The organism is Paenibacillus sp. DP01, from assembly GCF_044784315.1.
Taxonomy (GTDB): Bacteria; Bacillota; Bacilli; order Paenibacillales; family Paenibacillaceae; genus Paenibacillus; species Paenibacillus polymyxa.
Genome location: NZ_CP173059.1, coordinates 1,394,779 through 1,410,304, shown reverse-complemented (window position 1 = coordinate 1,410,304; position 15,526 = coordinate 1,394,779). Strand labels below are relative to the sequence as shown.

Annotated in this window: 11 protein-coding genes; 1 reads left to right on the top strand and 10 read right to left on the bottom strand. The window is 47.0% G+C overall.

Translation table 11 applies throughout. The features are described 5' to 3' along the window. Positions 1 to 262: 262 nt before the first annotated feature. From ACH59B_RS05990 to thpR, 3 genes are all read right to left on the bottom strand, one after another. Positions 263 to 946, bottom strand: coding sequence for a metal-dependent hydrolase (locus ACH59B_RS05990; RefSeq protein ID WP_017426450.1), 684 nt, complete (start codon positions 944 to 946; stop codon positions 263 to 265). Positions 947 to 1,116: 170 nt separating this feature from the next. Next, positions 1,117 to 1,929, bottom strand: coding sequence for a cell wall hydrolase (locus ACH59B_RS05985; RefSeq protein WP_016821264.1), 813 nt, complete (start codon positions 1,927 to 1,929; stop codon positions 1,117 to 1,119). Positions 1,930 to 2,040: 111 nt separating this feature from the next. Further along, the gene (thpR, locus tag ACH59B_RS05980) at positions 2,041 to 2,607 is read right to left on the bottom strand and encodes an RNA 2',3'-cyclic phosphodiesterase (protein WP_404303503.1); all 567 of its coding nucleotides are present in this window, start codon (positions 2,605 to 2,607) and stop codon (positions 2,041 to 2,043) included. A 227-nt stretch (positions 2,608 to 2,834) separates the two neighbouring features. Between thpR and ACH59B_RS05975 the strand changes: the two genes are divergently transcribed. Continuing rightward, entirely contained in the window at positions 2,835 to 3,791 is a 957-nt protein-coding gene (locus ACH59B_RS05975; protein WP_017426448.1) for a D-2-hydroxyacid dehydrogenase, read from the top strand. Between the two features lie 4 nt (positions 3,792 to 3,795). On the opposite strand, the gene ACH59B_RS05970 is transcribed toward ACH59B_RS05975, so the two are convergent. The 7 genes from ACH59B_RS05970 to ACH59B_RS05940 form a co-directional block, all read right to left on the bottom strand. After that, positions 3,796 to 4,782, bottom strand: a complete 987-nt coding sequence (locus tag ACH59B_RS05970) for a restriction endonuclease subunit M (protein ID WP_017426447.1) — start codon at positions 4,780 to 4,782, stop codon at positions 3,796 to 3,798. 21 nt (positions 4,783 to 4,803) lie between these two features. Next, entirely contained in the window at positions 4,804 to 5,748 is a 945-nt protein-coding gene (locus tag ACH59B_RS05965) for an MsnO8 family LLM class oxidoreductase (protein WP_017426446.1), read from the bottom strand. Between the two features lie 71 nt (positions 5,749 to 5,819). After that, positions 5,820 to 7,235, bottom strand: a complete 1,416-nt coding sequence (locus ACH59B_RS05960; RefSeq protein ID WP_016821269.1) for a deoxyguanosinetriphosphate triphosphohydrolase family protein — start codon at positions 7,233 to 7,235, stop codon at positions 5,820 to 5,822. A 280-nt stretch (positions 7,236 to 7,515) separates the two neighbouring features. Then, a complete protein-coding gene (gene nikC, locus ACH59B_RS05955; RefSeq protein ID WP_019686396.1) occupies positions 7,516 to 8,427 on the bottom strand; it encodes a nickel transporter permease in 912 nt (303 codons plus the stop codon). A gap of 35 nt (positions 8,428 to 8,462) precedes the next feature. Further along, positions 8,463 to 9,467 carry an ABC transporter permease gene (locus ACH59B_RS05950; RefSeq protein WP_025364249.1) on the bottom strand — a complete coding sequence of 335 codons (1,005 nt, stop codon included), beginning with the start codon at positions 9,465 to 9,467 and terminating at the stop codon, positions 8,463 to 8,465. Positions 9,468 to 9,496: 29 nt separating this feature from the next. Beyond that, the gene (locus ACH59B_RS05945; protein ID WP_017426443.1) at positions 9,497 to 11,152 is read right to left on the bottom strand and encodes an ABC transporter substrate-binding protein; all 1,656 of its coding nucleotides are present in this window, start codon (positions 11,150 to 11,152) and stop codon (positions 9,497 to 9,499) included. Positions 11,153 to 11,654: 502 nt separating this feature from the next. After that, positions 11,655 to 15,524, bottom strand: coding sequence for an amino acid adenylation domain-containing protein (locus ACH59B_RS05940; protein WP_404303502.1), 3,870 nt, complete (start codon positions 15,522 to 15,524; stop codon positions 11,655 to 11,657). Positions 15,525 to 15,526 lie beyond the last annotated feature (2 nt).

Below are 15,526 nucleotides of genomic sequence, written 5' to 3'. Positions count from 1 at the left end.
GTCGATTCCACTGATGAATCTAATTAGTTCTATCATTTTATCATTGACCTATTGTGTTAGCAATTCAAAGTTTTTATGGTTGTGATAATAAATCTTTTACATTACAGCTTCAACGTACCAATGCAAAAATATATCATTTTTATGTATAAATATTCATTAAAAAAGTCAGCCTTTTCTATTCCCAAGGAACAGAAAAGGCTGACAAAGGAGTTTAATATACATACGGACCATCATGTACATTCCCGCAAATCGATAAACCGTATTAAAATTCGAGACTTTCGCCTGGCTTCAATGCTTTCCCTTCAATACCTTCTTTATGAAGACGGTCACAGAAGCCGTCTCCATCCTGCTCTATGCCGGGAAAAGTATTGTAATGCACCGGTATCACGCGGCTTGCCCGTAGCCATTTCGCTGCCAGCAAAGCATCCTCCGGTCCCATTGTATAACCATCTCCGATCGGCAATACTGCGGCATCAATGGAGTTGGTTTCTCCAATGAGACGCATATCGCCAAACAAGCCGGTATCCCCTGCATGGAAAAATGTTTTGCCTCCCATAGTCAATAAAATCCCCGCAGGCTCTCCCATGTAGATGGTTTGTCCGTTCACGGTCAAAGAGGAACTGTGGAACGCCAGCGTAAATTTCACATGAAAACCGTCAAATTGGTGACCACCACCCAGATTCATACCGTGAGCTTTGGTTCCCAAGGATGCACAATATTCAGCCAGTTCCGCCACCGCAATTACAGGGCAATCATTGCGCTTGGCAATTTCAACTGCATCACCAAAATGATCGGCGTGACCGTGTGTCAACAGTACTGCATCCACCTGAATATCTTCGGCCTGTACGGTTGCTTTAGGATTCCCCGTCAAAAAAGGATCGATAATAATCCGCTTCCCCTCTGCCTCCACCAACACAACTGAATGTCCATAATATGTGATTTTCATAACATTTACGCCTCCTTTGTCACTTTTATTATTTAGGTTACTTTCCTTTACCTAATTATACCTCTTTTGCATACCTGCTTCACCTGCGCACACAAAATACGCTCACAAAGCTGAACCCTGTTGTTTAGAAAGGGCTGTTATTTGTCGCTCATGGGATTTATACCAAATGCTCATTTATAAAAGGTATGATGACCGATAGTTTTCACCTTGGTACGCGAATGATGAACCGTAAGGTCCTGGGCCAACGTAAGCGAAAGGAAAAAACAGGTGTTATCAGGCACGGCTTTATGGCCATTCAAAGCGGCCGTAACTGCACGTATGCAGTCCTGGTTAGGCTGAACACGACGAAGACGCCCGTTCGCAACCGGACTAAATTGCGCTTTTTGATAAATCACTGCCTGAATCGTATCGGGAAATGAGGCTGACCGCAGCCGGTTTAAGACAACGTTGGCAACTGCCACTTTGCCTTCGTACGGTTCGCCTTCTGCTTCTGCCATCACTATTTTTTGCAGCAGGAGCAGTTCTTTAGCGGAGACAGGATAGCTCCAGGTAGACAACGCCTTGTCATCCTGAGTGAGCATTTTTGTCTTCGTAAAGTAGATGGTTGTAGGAGGGGTTAGGATTGCGGACTTGCTATGCTGGACCTCAGGCTTTTTCTTGCCTGTAACAGCGTTATTCCGAGCTTGTTCCACCTGCTTCATCTGGGAAGCGGGTAACGGAGTCGGCATGATTTCTTTCCAGCTTGGCTGCCCATGAGCAGCGACAAAGATGGGGCTTGTCCTGTTTGACCCGTTATGGGTCCCCATCCTGTCGCCATATGTAGGAACCGAAGTGTTCCCTGACCAGCTCAGAGATTGCATAGGTGCATTTTTATGATTATTCTGTGTTTGCTGAACCTCAGCGTAGAGGCCTATCCCCAATATACAAACAAGCAGCACACTCAAAAGAGGTGCAAACCAACGATGTTCTTTAACGATTTCCATAATGTTCCTCCCGTTAACTTTAAGCACATTCCTCAGATATGTAACCCAAAATGCGCTTTTTGAATAACGCTGAAACACTATATCACTAAATTCGCTGATAGATCAAGGGTTTCACCTCATTAATGGGAATGTTTGAATTATTTGGTACATCGGTTTTTGTCCCATTCGGGTTGCATATAATACAAATTCCCCCACTTCCCAAGGCTCGCCGCTTCGGTCATCTGACTGCCACACAGACGCTGAAACAGGCTCCCCTCCTGTATATGAACGTGCTACAGTGATATGAGGTCGATAAGGTCGTTCCTCGGGTTTAAAACCCAGCGGTTCGGTAGCTCGAAGTATGGACTGGTACAGCAGATCCAGTGACTCTCGCTGCCCGGTCACTCCCCTCCATAGTACACGCGGAAAATCTTCGCGTCCAAAAAAGCCTGCTTCACCCATGCCAAGCGTGAACGGGCGATGCTCAGCTCCAGCATGAACTAGAGCCTGCTCAAGTTTTGGAATAACCGAATTCGCCACATCACCCAGAAACTGAAGTGTCACGTGGTAATCTCTGAAGTCACTCCATTTGCGGAAAGACAAATTACTCAAATCCTGCTCTACCCAATGACGTAACTTCTTCTTGTGCTGGTCCGGGAGAGCTATCGCTGTAAAGAGTCTTTGCGATTCATTTTTCATCTACCTCTTCTCCTTTCTTAACGAATATCCCGTGGATATCCCAAAAAGTAGCTGTTTGGTTGGTCCCCAATCAGGGTAAAGCCACTTGTTGTTATATATGATGACACCGCGGGCTTGTTTCTACCCTTCTTATGCAAATTTCCCGACAATCTGTTATCCTTGAAGGGATGGTTCGCCAGAATATATTGGAAACTCCAAGGAATCAAACATCGAGGAGGCTATGAATCATGGGAAGCATTTTAAGTTTACATCAATTGACGGATGATCAAAAAAAACAGGTTCGTGCAGCGGCTCCAGGCTACGAATTGATTATTGGCAAAGCCCAGGAATTGGAGACTGAACAGATCCGTGAGGCCGAGGTTATTCTAGGCTGGTCCAAGCATATTGCCGAGGAAGCATTACATCCAGACAGCAAGCTAAAGTGGATACAAACCTGGTCGGCTGGGATTGATAAGCTCCCGCTTACCGAACTGGAAAAGCGCAACATTGCACTCACGAATACAAGTGGTGTACATGCGATTCCAATTACAGAGCAGATCTTTGGAATGCTGCTATCGCATACCCGTTATTTACAGCAAGCGGCTCTCTTGCAGCGTCAGAAAACATGGCAGCCACCGGAAGGTCAACTGACGGAATTACGTGGCAAAACGCTGTTGATTACAGGCGTTGGCGAAATTGGCCGTGAAACCGCTCGGATTGCAGAAGCCTTTGGCATGCGAGTGATCGGGGTTCGCCGTTCCGGCAAGGAAGCTCCCCATGTAGAACACATGTACACAAACGAACAACTACATGAAGCATTGGGCGTTGCGGATATTGTGGTTAATATTTTGCCATTCACTGAAGAGACCCATCACTTCTTAGACGAAAACGCATTTGCAGCGATGCGTAAAGGCGCCTTCTTCATAAATGTCGGTCGCGGCAAGACTGTTCATACAGATGCGCTGGTACGCTCGCTGGAACAAAAACATATTGCTTTTGCCGGACTGGATGTATTCGAGGAAGAACCGCTACCTGCGTCACATCCACTGTGGGGTCTAGAGAATGTCCTGATTACGCCGCATATTGCAGGGGATACAGACCGATATGCTGAACGAGCGGTAGATATTTTTCTCACTAATTTGAAAGCCTATGCTACTGGTCAGAAGCTGCCACTGAATTTGGTTAACTACAAAACTCAGTATTAACAAGCTACTTACAGATCCAGATTTCCCGACTCATACCTGTCTTATAGATACGGCATTGCTCCATAACGGTCCAGCCTGACTCGGATAGCAATGTTGCCATCGGCTCCGTGCTCACAATCACTGCCCGCGCGGCCAGGCGTCTCAGACTGCGCAGCATCTTTTTTTGTTCGTCAGCAGGGAGCACGGAGCACAGGTTATAAGGCATATCCAATATAGCTGCATCATAATTACCTGTGAGCATGTTCATATCCCCCAGTTTCACCAGATCTTCTTCATATCCAAAATGGCGTAAATTCACTCGTGCCCCACGCACCGTCAACGGGTTGATATCACAGCCGCGAATATCCTTGCCCATACTCAATGCCTCAATCATTACATTGCCCATACCACAACACGGGTCCAGCAGTTTCAAGGAGTCTGACTTTCCCTTAGATGCAGTTATATCCGTTGCTGCTAAATTCACAAGTGCTCTAGCTACCAGAACGGGTAGTCCAGTAGAATAGTTTTGCGGCTTCTGACGACGCTCCTGCCACGATCTGTCGCTATACTCGCACATGCCCATCAGCCACCGTTCTCCTAATCGTATGACTCCTAGGATTACATCCGGTGTCTTCATTTGCGCCTGCCCCTGAATACGTGCACCAATCCGGCGTTCTATCTCGCGCCGCTCGTCATAATCAGCCTCATTGTCCCCTTCTTTAAGGCACAGCACCTTAAAGGTCTTTCCTTCCTCAAGCTGTAACATGGAAGCTGCCTCGCATAGCTCCTCCAGCGTGTCCGCCTCGATGATGATATCCAGACGAAGATGGATAAACGGGCTGATCCCCGGCTCCAGCCGAAGATGGGACGACAGCATGGAACTATGCACAGGCTGTTGACCGAACAAGCACTTTAGTTCCAAAAGACACAATTCACGCTCGGTCTCATGACACGCATAGGTATATATGTAGCGAGGTTTCATTTTATCTGTATCGATTTTGTATTTATTCATGTCAGTTCTCTTTTCATCTTTTCATTTGGAATCAAGACTACAATTCACAGCCTCCGCTATTAGTCGGTAGGAATGAAGCCGCTGCTCATAATCGGGAATGGGCGTGACCAACAGAAACTCATCATTATTATATTTGATCTGCAAGCTACGCAACCGTTCGGCAATAACCGATGGTGTTCCCACCAGCCAACTGGCTCGGATCGCTGGATCGCCTAATGAAATCTGAGCAGCCCATTGCTGCGCCAACTCATCTGTCGACGCACATACTGCTCCTACAGCAACCATAGTACGGGGCTTGTCCATCCGTGTGGACGGTTGAAAGCTAGAGCGGTAAATGCTTAGCATTTCTTCCGTTTGCTGTTCACTCATAAATTGGCCGAATACATAGCCCGTTGAATACTGCGCAGCATATTCGGCACTTTTTCGGTTGGTACCCAGCATCCACAGCGCTGGCGGCTGTTCTGGCATTGGACGGGCAAACACGGGGATCTGTTCATATTCATATGTGCCTTCCAACAAAGCCAATAGAGCTTCCATCTTCTGTGGCAGCTCAGTCACATGTTGAAGAAAATTGCCGCTTAGTGCCATCGAAGCATGAGGCCCCCCGCCAGGGGCCCTCCCCAGACCCAATTCGACTCTGCCTGGATATAGAGCAGCCAGCAGATGAAACCATTCGGCGACCTTGACTGGACTATAATGCGGGAGCAATATAGCCCCCGCCCCCAGTTGGATGGTCGTCGTCACCGCCCCGATATGAGACAACAGCACTTCCGGACTGGAGGAAGCCAGCCCCTCCATATCGTGATGCTCGGAGGTCCAGTAGCGTGTATATCCCCATGCTTCCGCCTGTTTCGCCAGCTTTGCCGCCCATTGAACTGCTTGCTCCGGACGATTGCCGGGCAGCAGCGGTACCATATCAAGCACACCGAGATTCAACGAGTTAGTAGCTAAAGACTGAGGTTGCATATACGCCTTCTCCTCTCCCTTCTATCCGTTCTAAACAAGTTTCTTCTACTATATAGGGTTAAATAAAAACGTTAGTCCAGGTCATAAATGGAACCTACCTTCAGGCCATATAACTCATTATAAATTTTTTCAGCAAAAGCATCAGTCATGCCTGCAATATAGTCAATGACCATATGCTCCCATGTCCAGATTGGTTTGGCCTTGGCCTGGTCTCGCTCGTAGCGCTGGAGCCAATCGGTCGGAATAATGGACTTGGATGTTTCGGGGTCCAGAAAAGCCAACCATAACCGTCTAAGCATCCATTCACTGCGTTTTTGCAGACGCTGTACGCGCAGATCGCGGATCATGGTGACCCAAGCAAAGCTTTTTAATACACTCACCGTGCGCAGCATATCCAAATCCTCGCTTCCATCCCGTACGAAGGTTACCTTTTTCCAGTTTCCATCATCAATTACACCTAAGCTGCTGACAAACAGGCTGACCCAGTATGCTTTGACCTCCCGGCGGGTGCGAGAATAATCGTGTTCACATATCGGCATCTTCCCATTCCACACCTTCAAAAATTCGCTTAGTACCGCTGCGACCTTCTGCTCAATCTCAGCCAGTTGCCAGCCTTGCCAGAAGCTATCCTCCAACGTAGTGATTTTTTCCGTGATCAGACGAATTAAATATGGGTCATATAAGAAATGCTCGTGCACCTCAATTTTCCCTGCCTTAATCCCATCCTCCAAATCATGCGCGGAATAAGCAATATCGTCGCACAGATCCATGAGCTGGGCCTCCAGCGTTTTTTTACCGTCAGGGATGCCCCAATCCTCGCGGATCGAACGTATATATTCCCACTCATGCAGGTACAACCCTTTTTTGTTCAGAATCCCTGGATACGGGTATTTGTTGATTCCGAGCAATACAGCGTCCGACAAATTCAAACCATCCACATTCTCACGCTTCTCCAAAAACATAATCAGCCGAAAATTGTGCGCATTCCCTTCAAAATGCTCATAAATTCGTCGCTCGCGTGCATAGGCCTCAAGCCCACGCTTGGACTCTGGCGTAAAGCCACCAGCAGCTGATATCTTTTCTACCTTCGTCTCAATCAGTTGATCCAAAATCCCGTCCAGCACCTCTTCTCCCTTGTGTCCGAACGGTGGATGCCCAAAGTCATGCGCGATCGAAGCACACTCCACCACCTCAGGGTCAATGATCAGTCCTGCGTTATCCGCCTGTTCCAACTCTACCTCTGGATGACGGCGCAGCAAGCTTCGTGCCGCCTCACGCGCAATTTGCGCTACCTCCAACGAATGTGTCAGCCGTGTGCGATAATAATCTCCTGTGCCTGCGCCAAATACTTGTGATTTACCCTGCAACCGGCGGAAGGTCGGTGAATGGATCAATCGAGAATAATCTCGTTCATATGCTGCCCGTGAAGCGTCGCTCCGTGTCTGCTCCGCAAATTGTCGATGCTCTCTCTTATTTTGCCATGTCATAAAGCCCACTCCCTACGTACTCAATTGGAGTGATTATACATTTTTTTCACGCCTCAGGAAAGTTCACATGACTTACGGAGAAGATTGCAAACCATAGCGGGATGAATCGAAGTACACTAAACGTAAACAAAGTCATATAAAAAGGTGTTCCCCAGCTACCAGATTCAGGGAACACCTCTTTTCTTCAATTTAAATAGAAGTATATAAGTAAAACTAAAAAATGTGCATGGAAAACGGTGTAGACGGAATGATGCTGTTTATATACCTCGCTATTTTTACCCTAACGCTTCGCTCTTGGGTCCAAAACATCCCGCAGGCCATCACCCATCAGATTAAAGCCCAATACGGTCAGCATGATAGATATCCCCGGAAAAATAACTGTCCATGGCGCATTTTGGATATATTGCCGCGAATCGGACAACATTTTGCCCCACTCGGGCTCAGGAGGTTGTGCACCCAAGCCCAGAAATCCGAGCGCTGCTGCTTCAATAATGGCCGTTCCGATCCCCAATGTTCCTTGTACGATGATCGGCGTCAGGCTATTAGGCAAAATATAACGGAGTATGATTCGCCGATTATTAGCTCCAAGCGCTCTGGCAGACGTAATATACTCCTCCGTTTTGACACTCAGCACCTTAGAGCGAACCAATCGTCCATACGTTGGCACATTGACAATGGCAATGGCGTATAACGCATTTTCCAACGAAGGCCCCAGAATGGCCACAATAGCAATTGCCAGCAAAATCCCCGGAAATGCCAGTAAAATGTCGAATAGGCGTGAGATGATCATATCAGCCCATTTTCCATAAAATCCAGCAATTAATCCTAAGGCAGTTCCTACAATCATGGAACCAATAACGGACAAGAAACCGACCCATAATGAGATTCTGGCGCCATACAGCGTACGAGTCAGCAAATCACGACCAAGATCATCGGTACCGAACCAATGCTCTGCGGAAGGAGGCTGCAAGCGGCTCACCAAATTTTGCTCTTTATAGTCAAAAGGAGCAATCCAGGGCGCGATCAAAGCAATGATGACAAAGAAGATAATAATGCTGAGACCGACGAACGCCATTTTATTGTGACGGAAAGCTCTCCACGCGTCTCTCCAAGGGCCCGACACCACAGGCAAATGCGCCAATGTATTGCGTGTTGTCGGTATGTTATTGGGTTCGATTGAAAATTGTGACATCGGACATGCTCCCCCTTGACCAATTGACGACTTGATTACTGATAACGAATACGCCGGTCGAGAACAGCGTACAGCAAATCGACAATCAGATTAATGATGACGAACAGGAACGCAATGATTAGAATTCCGCTTTGGATAACCGGATAGTCACGCGAGCTGATCGCTTCAAAAATGTACCGTCCGATGCCGGGCCAGGCAAATATGGTCTCTGTCAGTACGGCGCCTCCCAGTAACGATCCGGTCTGAAGACCGATGACAGTAAGCACAGGGATCGCAGCATTTTTAAGCGCATGTTTGTACACGACTTGAAAAGATGCCAGCCCCTTCGCCCGAGCCGTGCGGATATAGTCCGCATCCATCACCTCCAGCATGCTGGAACGGGTAATACGCGCTATGACCGCCATTGGAATCGTTCCCAGTGCGATACTGGGCAGGATCAAATGCTTGATGACGGTCCATACCTGATCCATACGTCCACCTATGACCGCATCAATCACGGCTAAATGTGTCACAGCTTCCACCGGATCACGAGAATTCATACGTCCAATGGAAGGGAGCCAATGCAGCTTATTAGCAAAGATCCACTGCTCCATCAAGCCCAGCCAAAAAATCGGCATCGATACTCCGACCAGGGCAATGACCATGCTGACATAGTCAAACCAAGAGTTACGCTTCCAGGCACTTACGATGCCTGCATTCATACCCACGACAACGGCAAAAAACATGCTTGCTACCGTCAACTCTAGCGTAGCCGCCAGATAAGGGACCATTTCCCGGGCAATCGGCTGCCGGGTACGAATGGAATCGCCCAAGTCCCCTCGTGCCAGCTCACTTAGATAGGTCCCATATTGCTGTAACCACGGCTTATTCAGCCCTAATTGCTCACGCAGCGCCTGTTTGGACTGCTCCGTGGCCTTGTCCCCCAGTATTGTTTCCGCCGGATCACCGGGAATAGCATGAATAATCGAAAACACGATAAGCGTCATCCCCAGCAATACGGGAATCAATATGGCCAGTCTTTTTACAATATATGAGTTCATATGCTATTCACCGCCTACTTGCGTTTGGGCTATTCAAAATAAATATTACCGTACGCTTCAATACCTGCCGGACAAGGTACAAAACCCTTAAGATTGGCTTTGCCTGCCATCAACGGCGTGCTGTGAACCAAGGGAATCCAAGGTGCATCTTGTTTAATAATGACTTGTGCTTGTTTATACAATTCCGCACGCTTATCTTGATCAACCTCAACCTGCGCCTTTACCAGTATTTTGTGAAGTTCCTCATTCACATAAAAACTGCGGTTATTGCCTGGGATCGTGTCCTTGTCCAGCAATGTGTAAAGGAAATTATCCGGGTCGCCATTGTCCCCGTTCCATCCCAACATATACAGATCATCCTTCTCTCCAGCTTTAAGATCATCCAGATACGTAGCCCATTCTGGAGATTGGATATTGACTTTGACTCCTATTTTTTCAAAATCAGCTTGAATGGCCTCTGCTACCTTTTTGCCGTCAGGCATGTATGGACGAGATACAGGCATTGCATAGAAGGTTAGCGGCTCTGGAAGTCCGTTAGGGAAACCCGCTTCCGCTAGCAAAGATTTAGCCTTATTTAGATCATAAGTGTAGTCCTGAATGCTTTCGTCATATCCCCATAACGTAGGCGGCATCGGATTGACTGCAGGCTTGGCCTCGCCCGCAAACAATGCATCAATAATGGCCTGTTTGTTCACTGCGTGATTCAGTGCTTGCCGTACCTTGGGATTACTAAATGTCTTTTTCTTTAAATTAAATCCAATGTATGCCACATTAAAGGAGGGACGTTCGATTTTTACCAACTCACTGTTACCTTCTAACTGCTTCGCATCATCCGGATTCAAATCTTCCATCAGGTCAATTTCCCCGTTTTGCAAAGCATTAAATCGCGCAGTGTTGTCTGGAATGGAACGAACGATGACCTTAGCCAACTTTGGCTGTCCTTCTTTCCAATAAGTAGGATTCTTTTCCAAGGTGATCGTATCGTTACGTTTCCATTCCTTAAATACAAACGGCCCTGTGCCGACCGGATTATTTTTAAAATCAGCCTTTTTCTCCTTAATAGCCTTGGGACTTGCAATACTAAAGGATGGCATAGCGATATTTTGTAAAAAAGGAGCCTGCGGCTTGTTCAGTGTAAACTGGACGGTATTCGCATCCACCGCTTTAACCTCCTTAATCACTCTGCTTCCATCAGGCCCAAACATAGAATCATAATAGTCAAACGAGTCACCCTCAAATTTGTATGGACTTTTTGGATCAACCCAGCGGTCAAAGTTAAATACAACTGCTTCTGCGTTAAAGTCACTTCCGTCATGGAATTTTACGCCCTGACGCAGCTTGAACGTATAGACAAGTCCGTCCGGTGATACTTCCCAGCTCTCTGCGAGCCCCGGCTGAATCTCCGTGGTACTTTCCTTGTATTCCAGTAGTGTATCGAACACCTGTATTCCGATTTTTAACGACTCGCTTTCAGTCACAATGGCAGGATCTAATGCCACGGAATCTCCGCCACGCCCATAGATCAACGTGTCTTGCGCGCCTTCTCCCGCTCCACCTGGCGGTTGTCCTGCTTCTGGTTTTGCTCCTTCACCTGATCCCCCACAACCGGAAAGCACCAAAACCGTTCCTAGCGCAAGTACCAGCAGTACGGCCCAGATCTTGTGTTTTACGTACTTTTTGCTCATGCAGCGAACCCCTTTCGCACCTTATATATTGTTAATTCGTTGATACCGGATGAATACCAATTCCTTTGGATTGGCATGACAAGCTTGTCCTCAAGCTGTAGTCCCAAGTTCCGAGTTCATCAAATAGGTGTAATAGTAGGGAAGGTATGTAGGTTATGGACAGGCTTTTTTTGAAGGATACAGGCACAGAAAGCATTTATAATCTAGTGGTGTTAGAGATGCAGTAGGGTAGTGGAATAGATGTAATATCATAAAAAGGAAGAGGATTGTGTTAGGTCATGGAGAATGTGTGATAAATACTCACAGGTAGTGAATATTAGTTTCATACAAAGTTGATTATTGGATACTTTACTATAAAATCTGGAAGCAGACAAGGGGTTTTTTCATACATTACCATATGTTTTTATACACCATGTTAATTAATATTACAAATCAACTCACACGTTCATATCAAATAAAAGCTCCTGCCTGTGGTCCTCAACCTTCAGGCAGGAGCATGTTTTTACCTCAAAAATGTATTCAGTACCAAACCTACAGATACGGCTTGAGCGCCTTTTACGATGGAAAAATGATCGCCAGGCACTTTATGGGTATACATTTCCCCCCTACAATACATTTCCCATCCTTTATATCCTAATTCCCAGGTATGTTCTGAAATAAACAAACATACAGGGGCTGTTACAACTCGATCTGGCCGGTAAATATGCTGCATTTTTACCCAATGATTTACGCTTTTAAAGCGTTCTAGTAATTCATTCCGTCCCAACTCATGGAATTCAGGCAGCAAGGGCAGTACACTGGCTGGAAATGCTCGCTTCCACAGCGATAAATCCAAAGTCTCTTCCATTCTTTCCAGCTCTTGAATATGACGGTCCCAGTGATCTTCCTTGCCGTACTTCAAAGGTGGCAGTGTGTCTAGAATTGCCAAGAGCTCAACACGTTCTTCCTGCTCTTCCAATTGGCGGGTCATTTCAAAAGCAATCGTTCCCCCCATACTCCACCCGGCAACATAATAAGGACCTTTCTCTTGAATACTTTTGATTTGATCTACATACCGATGTGCGGCTTCTTTCATTCCAGCTGTTTTATTTCTAGCAAGAATCGAAGCATCCATTTTTATGCCCCAATAATTCCATGTAGCCGTAAGTTCGTTTACCAATTCCATGTAGCAACTGACATCCAAGCTCCCATCATGAATGAAAAAAAGGTGCTTATCCTGCGATGTACCTGGCTTTAAAAGGACTAGCGTATCTGCTCTGGCCGGAAACTCACTTTTCGCCCTTCCATTCAATGCATCTGCCAGTTGACGAATGGTAGGGTAAGTAAATAATTTGGTAAGCGGCAGGTCGATTCCCAGCTCACGCAAAACCAATGAAACCAGCTTGGTAGCCTTGAGCGAGCTCCCTCCCAGGGTGAAGAAATTGTCCATTACCCCGATGCGATCCATGGGTAGGTTCGAGGGCAGAACCATCGACCAGATGCGAACCAGCTCCTGTTCCAGTTCATTACAAGGAGGGACATATTCATTTTCCCGCAGTGCTTCAAGATCAGGCTCCGGCAGAGCATTCCGATCCACTTTGCCATTCACATTCAGTGGCAAACGAGAAAGCCGAATCAAACAGGCAGGAATCATGTAATCCGGCAAATACGTAGCGAGCTCCAGTCGAACTTCCGCCTGTGACATTTCTACATCGGAGACAAAGTAAGCACAGAGGTATTTGATCCCATCGTTGTGTTGGCGAACAAGAACGACTGCTTCCTGAATCCCCTCGATGTGCGCAAGCCGAGCCTCAATCTCGCCAGTTTCAATACGGAAGCCCCGAATTTTGACCTGGTGGTCCATGCGACCCAAAAATTCAAGCGTTCCATCAGCCAGCCAGCGGGCGCAATCTCCGGAACGGTACATTCGCTCTTCCGGCAACCAGGGATGAGTAACAAATTTGGATGCCGTTAATTCCTCACGAGCCAAATAGCCACGTGCTAGTCCTTCACCGCCAATACACAGCTCACCCGGCACACCAATGGGCTGTAGTTGATTGGACGCGTTCAAGATATAGACCTGCGTGTTGGCGACAGGCTTGCCAATCGGCACGTTATGGTCATAGTCTTCTTGAATCGTATGAAACGACGTAAAAATTGTATTCTCCGAAGGGCCGTACGCATTCACAATCGTTAAATCCGGCTGTGCGGCACGAAGGAGCTTCATATGCTGGGGAGACAAGGCATCTCCTCCAGTCATGATCAGACGAAGTCCGGTGAAGATGGATGGTTTATCATCAATCAGCTGATTTAGAAGCGGGGCTGTAAACCATGCCATGGTGATTTGATACTGTGCCATCCTCATTCCGAGTATGTCGGCAGATAAAAGCTCTTCTTTTTCAATGAGATACAAGGTTGCTCCACTCAGCAGCGTTCCCCACAATTCATAAACCGACACATCAAAGGCCAGGGAACACGTCTGCAATATTCGATCCTCTGGCGTAATCTTCAGCGGTCCCGGCTCCAGTACCAGGCGGGCAAAGGATTGATGTTCAATCATTACGCCTTTCGGTTGTCCTGTTGACCCTGAAGTATAAATAATGTACATCACATTGCGCGCCTGATTGTTGTCCTCCAGATTACAGGACTCTCCCGTATATAGACTCGGGTCTGTGAGCAGCAGCGTTTCCGCCTGAGGAAAACGTCTGGTGCTGGCAGTTGGTAGAAGGCATATTTTCGCCTGGCTATCCTGTAAAAGGTATTGAATTCGTTCATCCGGGTAGAGCGGATCAATCGGCAAATAAGCAGCCCCCGCCTTCAAAATAGCCAATATACCGACAATCATTTCCAGCGCAGGCGTAGCTAAAATTCCAACTACATCCTCAGCCTGAACCCCCTTTTGCCGTAAAACCCGAGCTAATTGATTAGCACGTTCATTTAATTCCTCATACGTCAGTTGCTTTTCTTTCCAGTTCACAGCTGGATGGTCAGGCGTCCGTATCACTTGCTGTTCGAATAGACGATGGATGGGTACTCCATGCAATTTTTTTTCATATGCATTTTTGCTGCTGGTCTGATTAAAAGTATGAAGGAGAACAGTGCGTTCCTCTTCTGTAACCATATCAATATCTTCAATCCGAATATCGGGTTGTTCGCCAATGATCTCGACAATTCTGGCAAAATGCCGCAGCATGCGGCTGGCGCTTTCCTCCTTAAACAACGCTTTGCGATATTCCAATTCCAGCCCTATACCCTCCTGCATTTCGTATGCATACAAGGTGATATCAAATTTTGAGATTTTATGCTCAAAGCTATAAGGAGAAAACGTGACCTCTGTTGCAGGCACGACAGGCTGCGGTACATTTTCCAATACAAAGCATGCATCAAATAAGGGATTGCGGCCGCTGATTCGTTCAGGATTGACCTGCTCCACCAGCATATCAAAGGGATAGTCCTGATGATCAAAAGCAGCGAAGGTTCGGTCTGCCACTTCTTCCAGAAAAGCAGAGAACTGCTTGCTTCCCAGCGGCTTCTGGCGCAAGGCGAGCGTGTTCACGAACATGCCCACAATCCCTTCAAACTCTGAATGAGTTCTTCCAGCGACAGGTGTTCCGATGACCAAATCCTCCTGCCCGGCATATTTGGATAGAAGGATGCTGTATGCGGCGAGTAGAACCATATACAACGTAACATTGTGCTGCAAGCATAATGCCCGCAAGGAGTGAGCTGTATCAGCTTTAATAGAAAACGGTACAACCCCGCCGCTGTAATCGGATCTTAGCCCTTTTCCATCCGTAGGCAACGACAGCAGCGGGACATCTTCTGTAAATTGGTTCAACCAAAATTCACCCTGCTTCTGAATATGAATGTCGCTTAATTGATCGTTTTGCCAGATCGTATAATCAACATACTGAAACTCCAATGGAGCAAGCTCCTGCCCGTGATACAGAGCCATCAGCTCTTCAAATATAATGTTGATGGTTACCGCGTCTGCAATGATATGGTGGATATCAAACAGGAACAGGAGCTCCTCATCAGCCAAGGGTACTAGCTCAGCCCGCCATAGAGGGACTTCATGCAGGCTGAATGGACGGATAAACTCGTTAACAAGCTTATCCGTACTCTGACCCGAATGTTCTCTATAAGGGATGGATACGTCAATGGATTCATGGACGAGTTGCAAAACCTCACCGTCCTTTTGTAGGAACGATGTTCGCAAGCCTTCATGACGTTCTGTCAGCCTACACCATGCCCTGTACAATCGCTCCTGCTTCAGCGGGCCTTTAATCATTCGAATGCTGGGCATGTTATAGATGATGTTAGGTCCGAGAAGATCATCTATCAGATATAGCCGCTTTTGCGCCGAAGATGTTTCATATCCTTCATAATGCATGA

Bases quoted from the DNA above. Each gene is read 5' to 3' on its own strand.
- ACH59B_RS05990 (WP_017426450.1), bottom strand. From the start codon at position 946: ATGAAAATCACATATTATGGACATTCAGTTGTGTTGGTGGAGGCAGAG.
- ACH59B_RS05985 (WP_016821264.1), bottom strand. From the start codon at position 1,929: ATGGAAATCGTTAAAGAACATCGTTGGTTTGCACCTCTTTTGAGTGTG.
- thpR (WP_404303503.1), bottom strand. From the start codon at position 2,607: ATGAAAAATGAATCGCAAAGACTCTTTACAGCGATAGCTCTCCCGGAC.
- ACH59B_RS05975 (WP_017426448.1), top strand. From the start codon at position 2,835: ATGGGAAGCATTTTAAGTTTACATCAATTGACGGATGATCAAAAAAAA.
- ACH59B_RS05970 (WP_017426447.1), bottom strand. From the start codon at position 4,782: ATGAATAAATACAAAATCGATACAGATAAAATGAAACCTCGCTACATA.
- ACH59B_RS05965 (WP_017426446.1), bottom strand. From the start codon at position 5,748: ATGCAACCTCAGTCTTTAGCTACTAACTCGTTGAATCTCGGTGTGCTT.
- ACH59B_RS05960 (WP_016821269.1), bottom strand. From the start codon at position 7,235: ATGACATGGCAAAATAAGAGAGAGCATCGACAATTTGCGGAGCAGACA.
- nikC (WP_019686396.1), bottom strand. From the start codon at position 8,427: ATGTCACAATTTTCAATCGAACCCAATAACATACCGACAACACGCAAT.
- ACH59B_RS05950 (WP_025364249.1), bottom strand. From the start codon at position 9,467: ATGAACTCATATATTGTAAAAAGACTGGCCATATTGATTCCCGTATTG.
- ACH59B_RS05945 (WP_017426443.1), bottom strand. From the start codon at position 11,152: ATGAGCAAAAAGTACGTAAAACACAAGATCTGGGCCGTACTGCTGGTA.
- ACH59B_RS05940 (WP_404303502.1), bottom strand. From the start codon at position 15,524: ATGCATTATGAAGGATATGAAACATCTTCGGCGCAAAAGCGGCTATAT.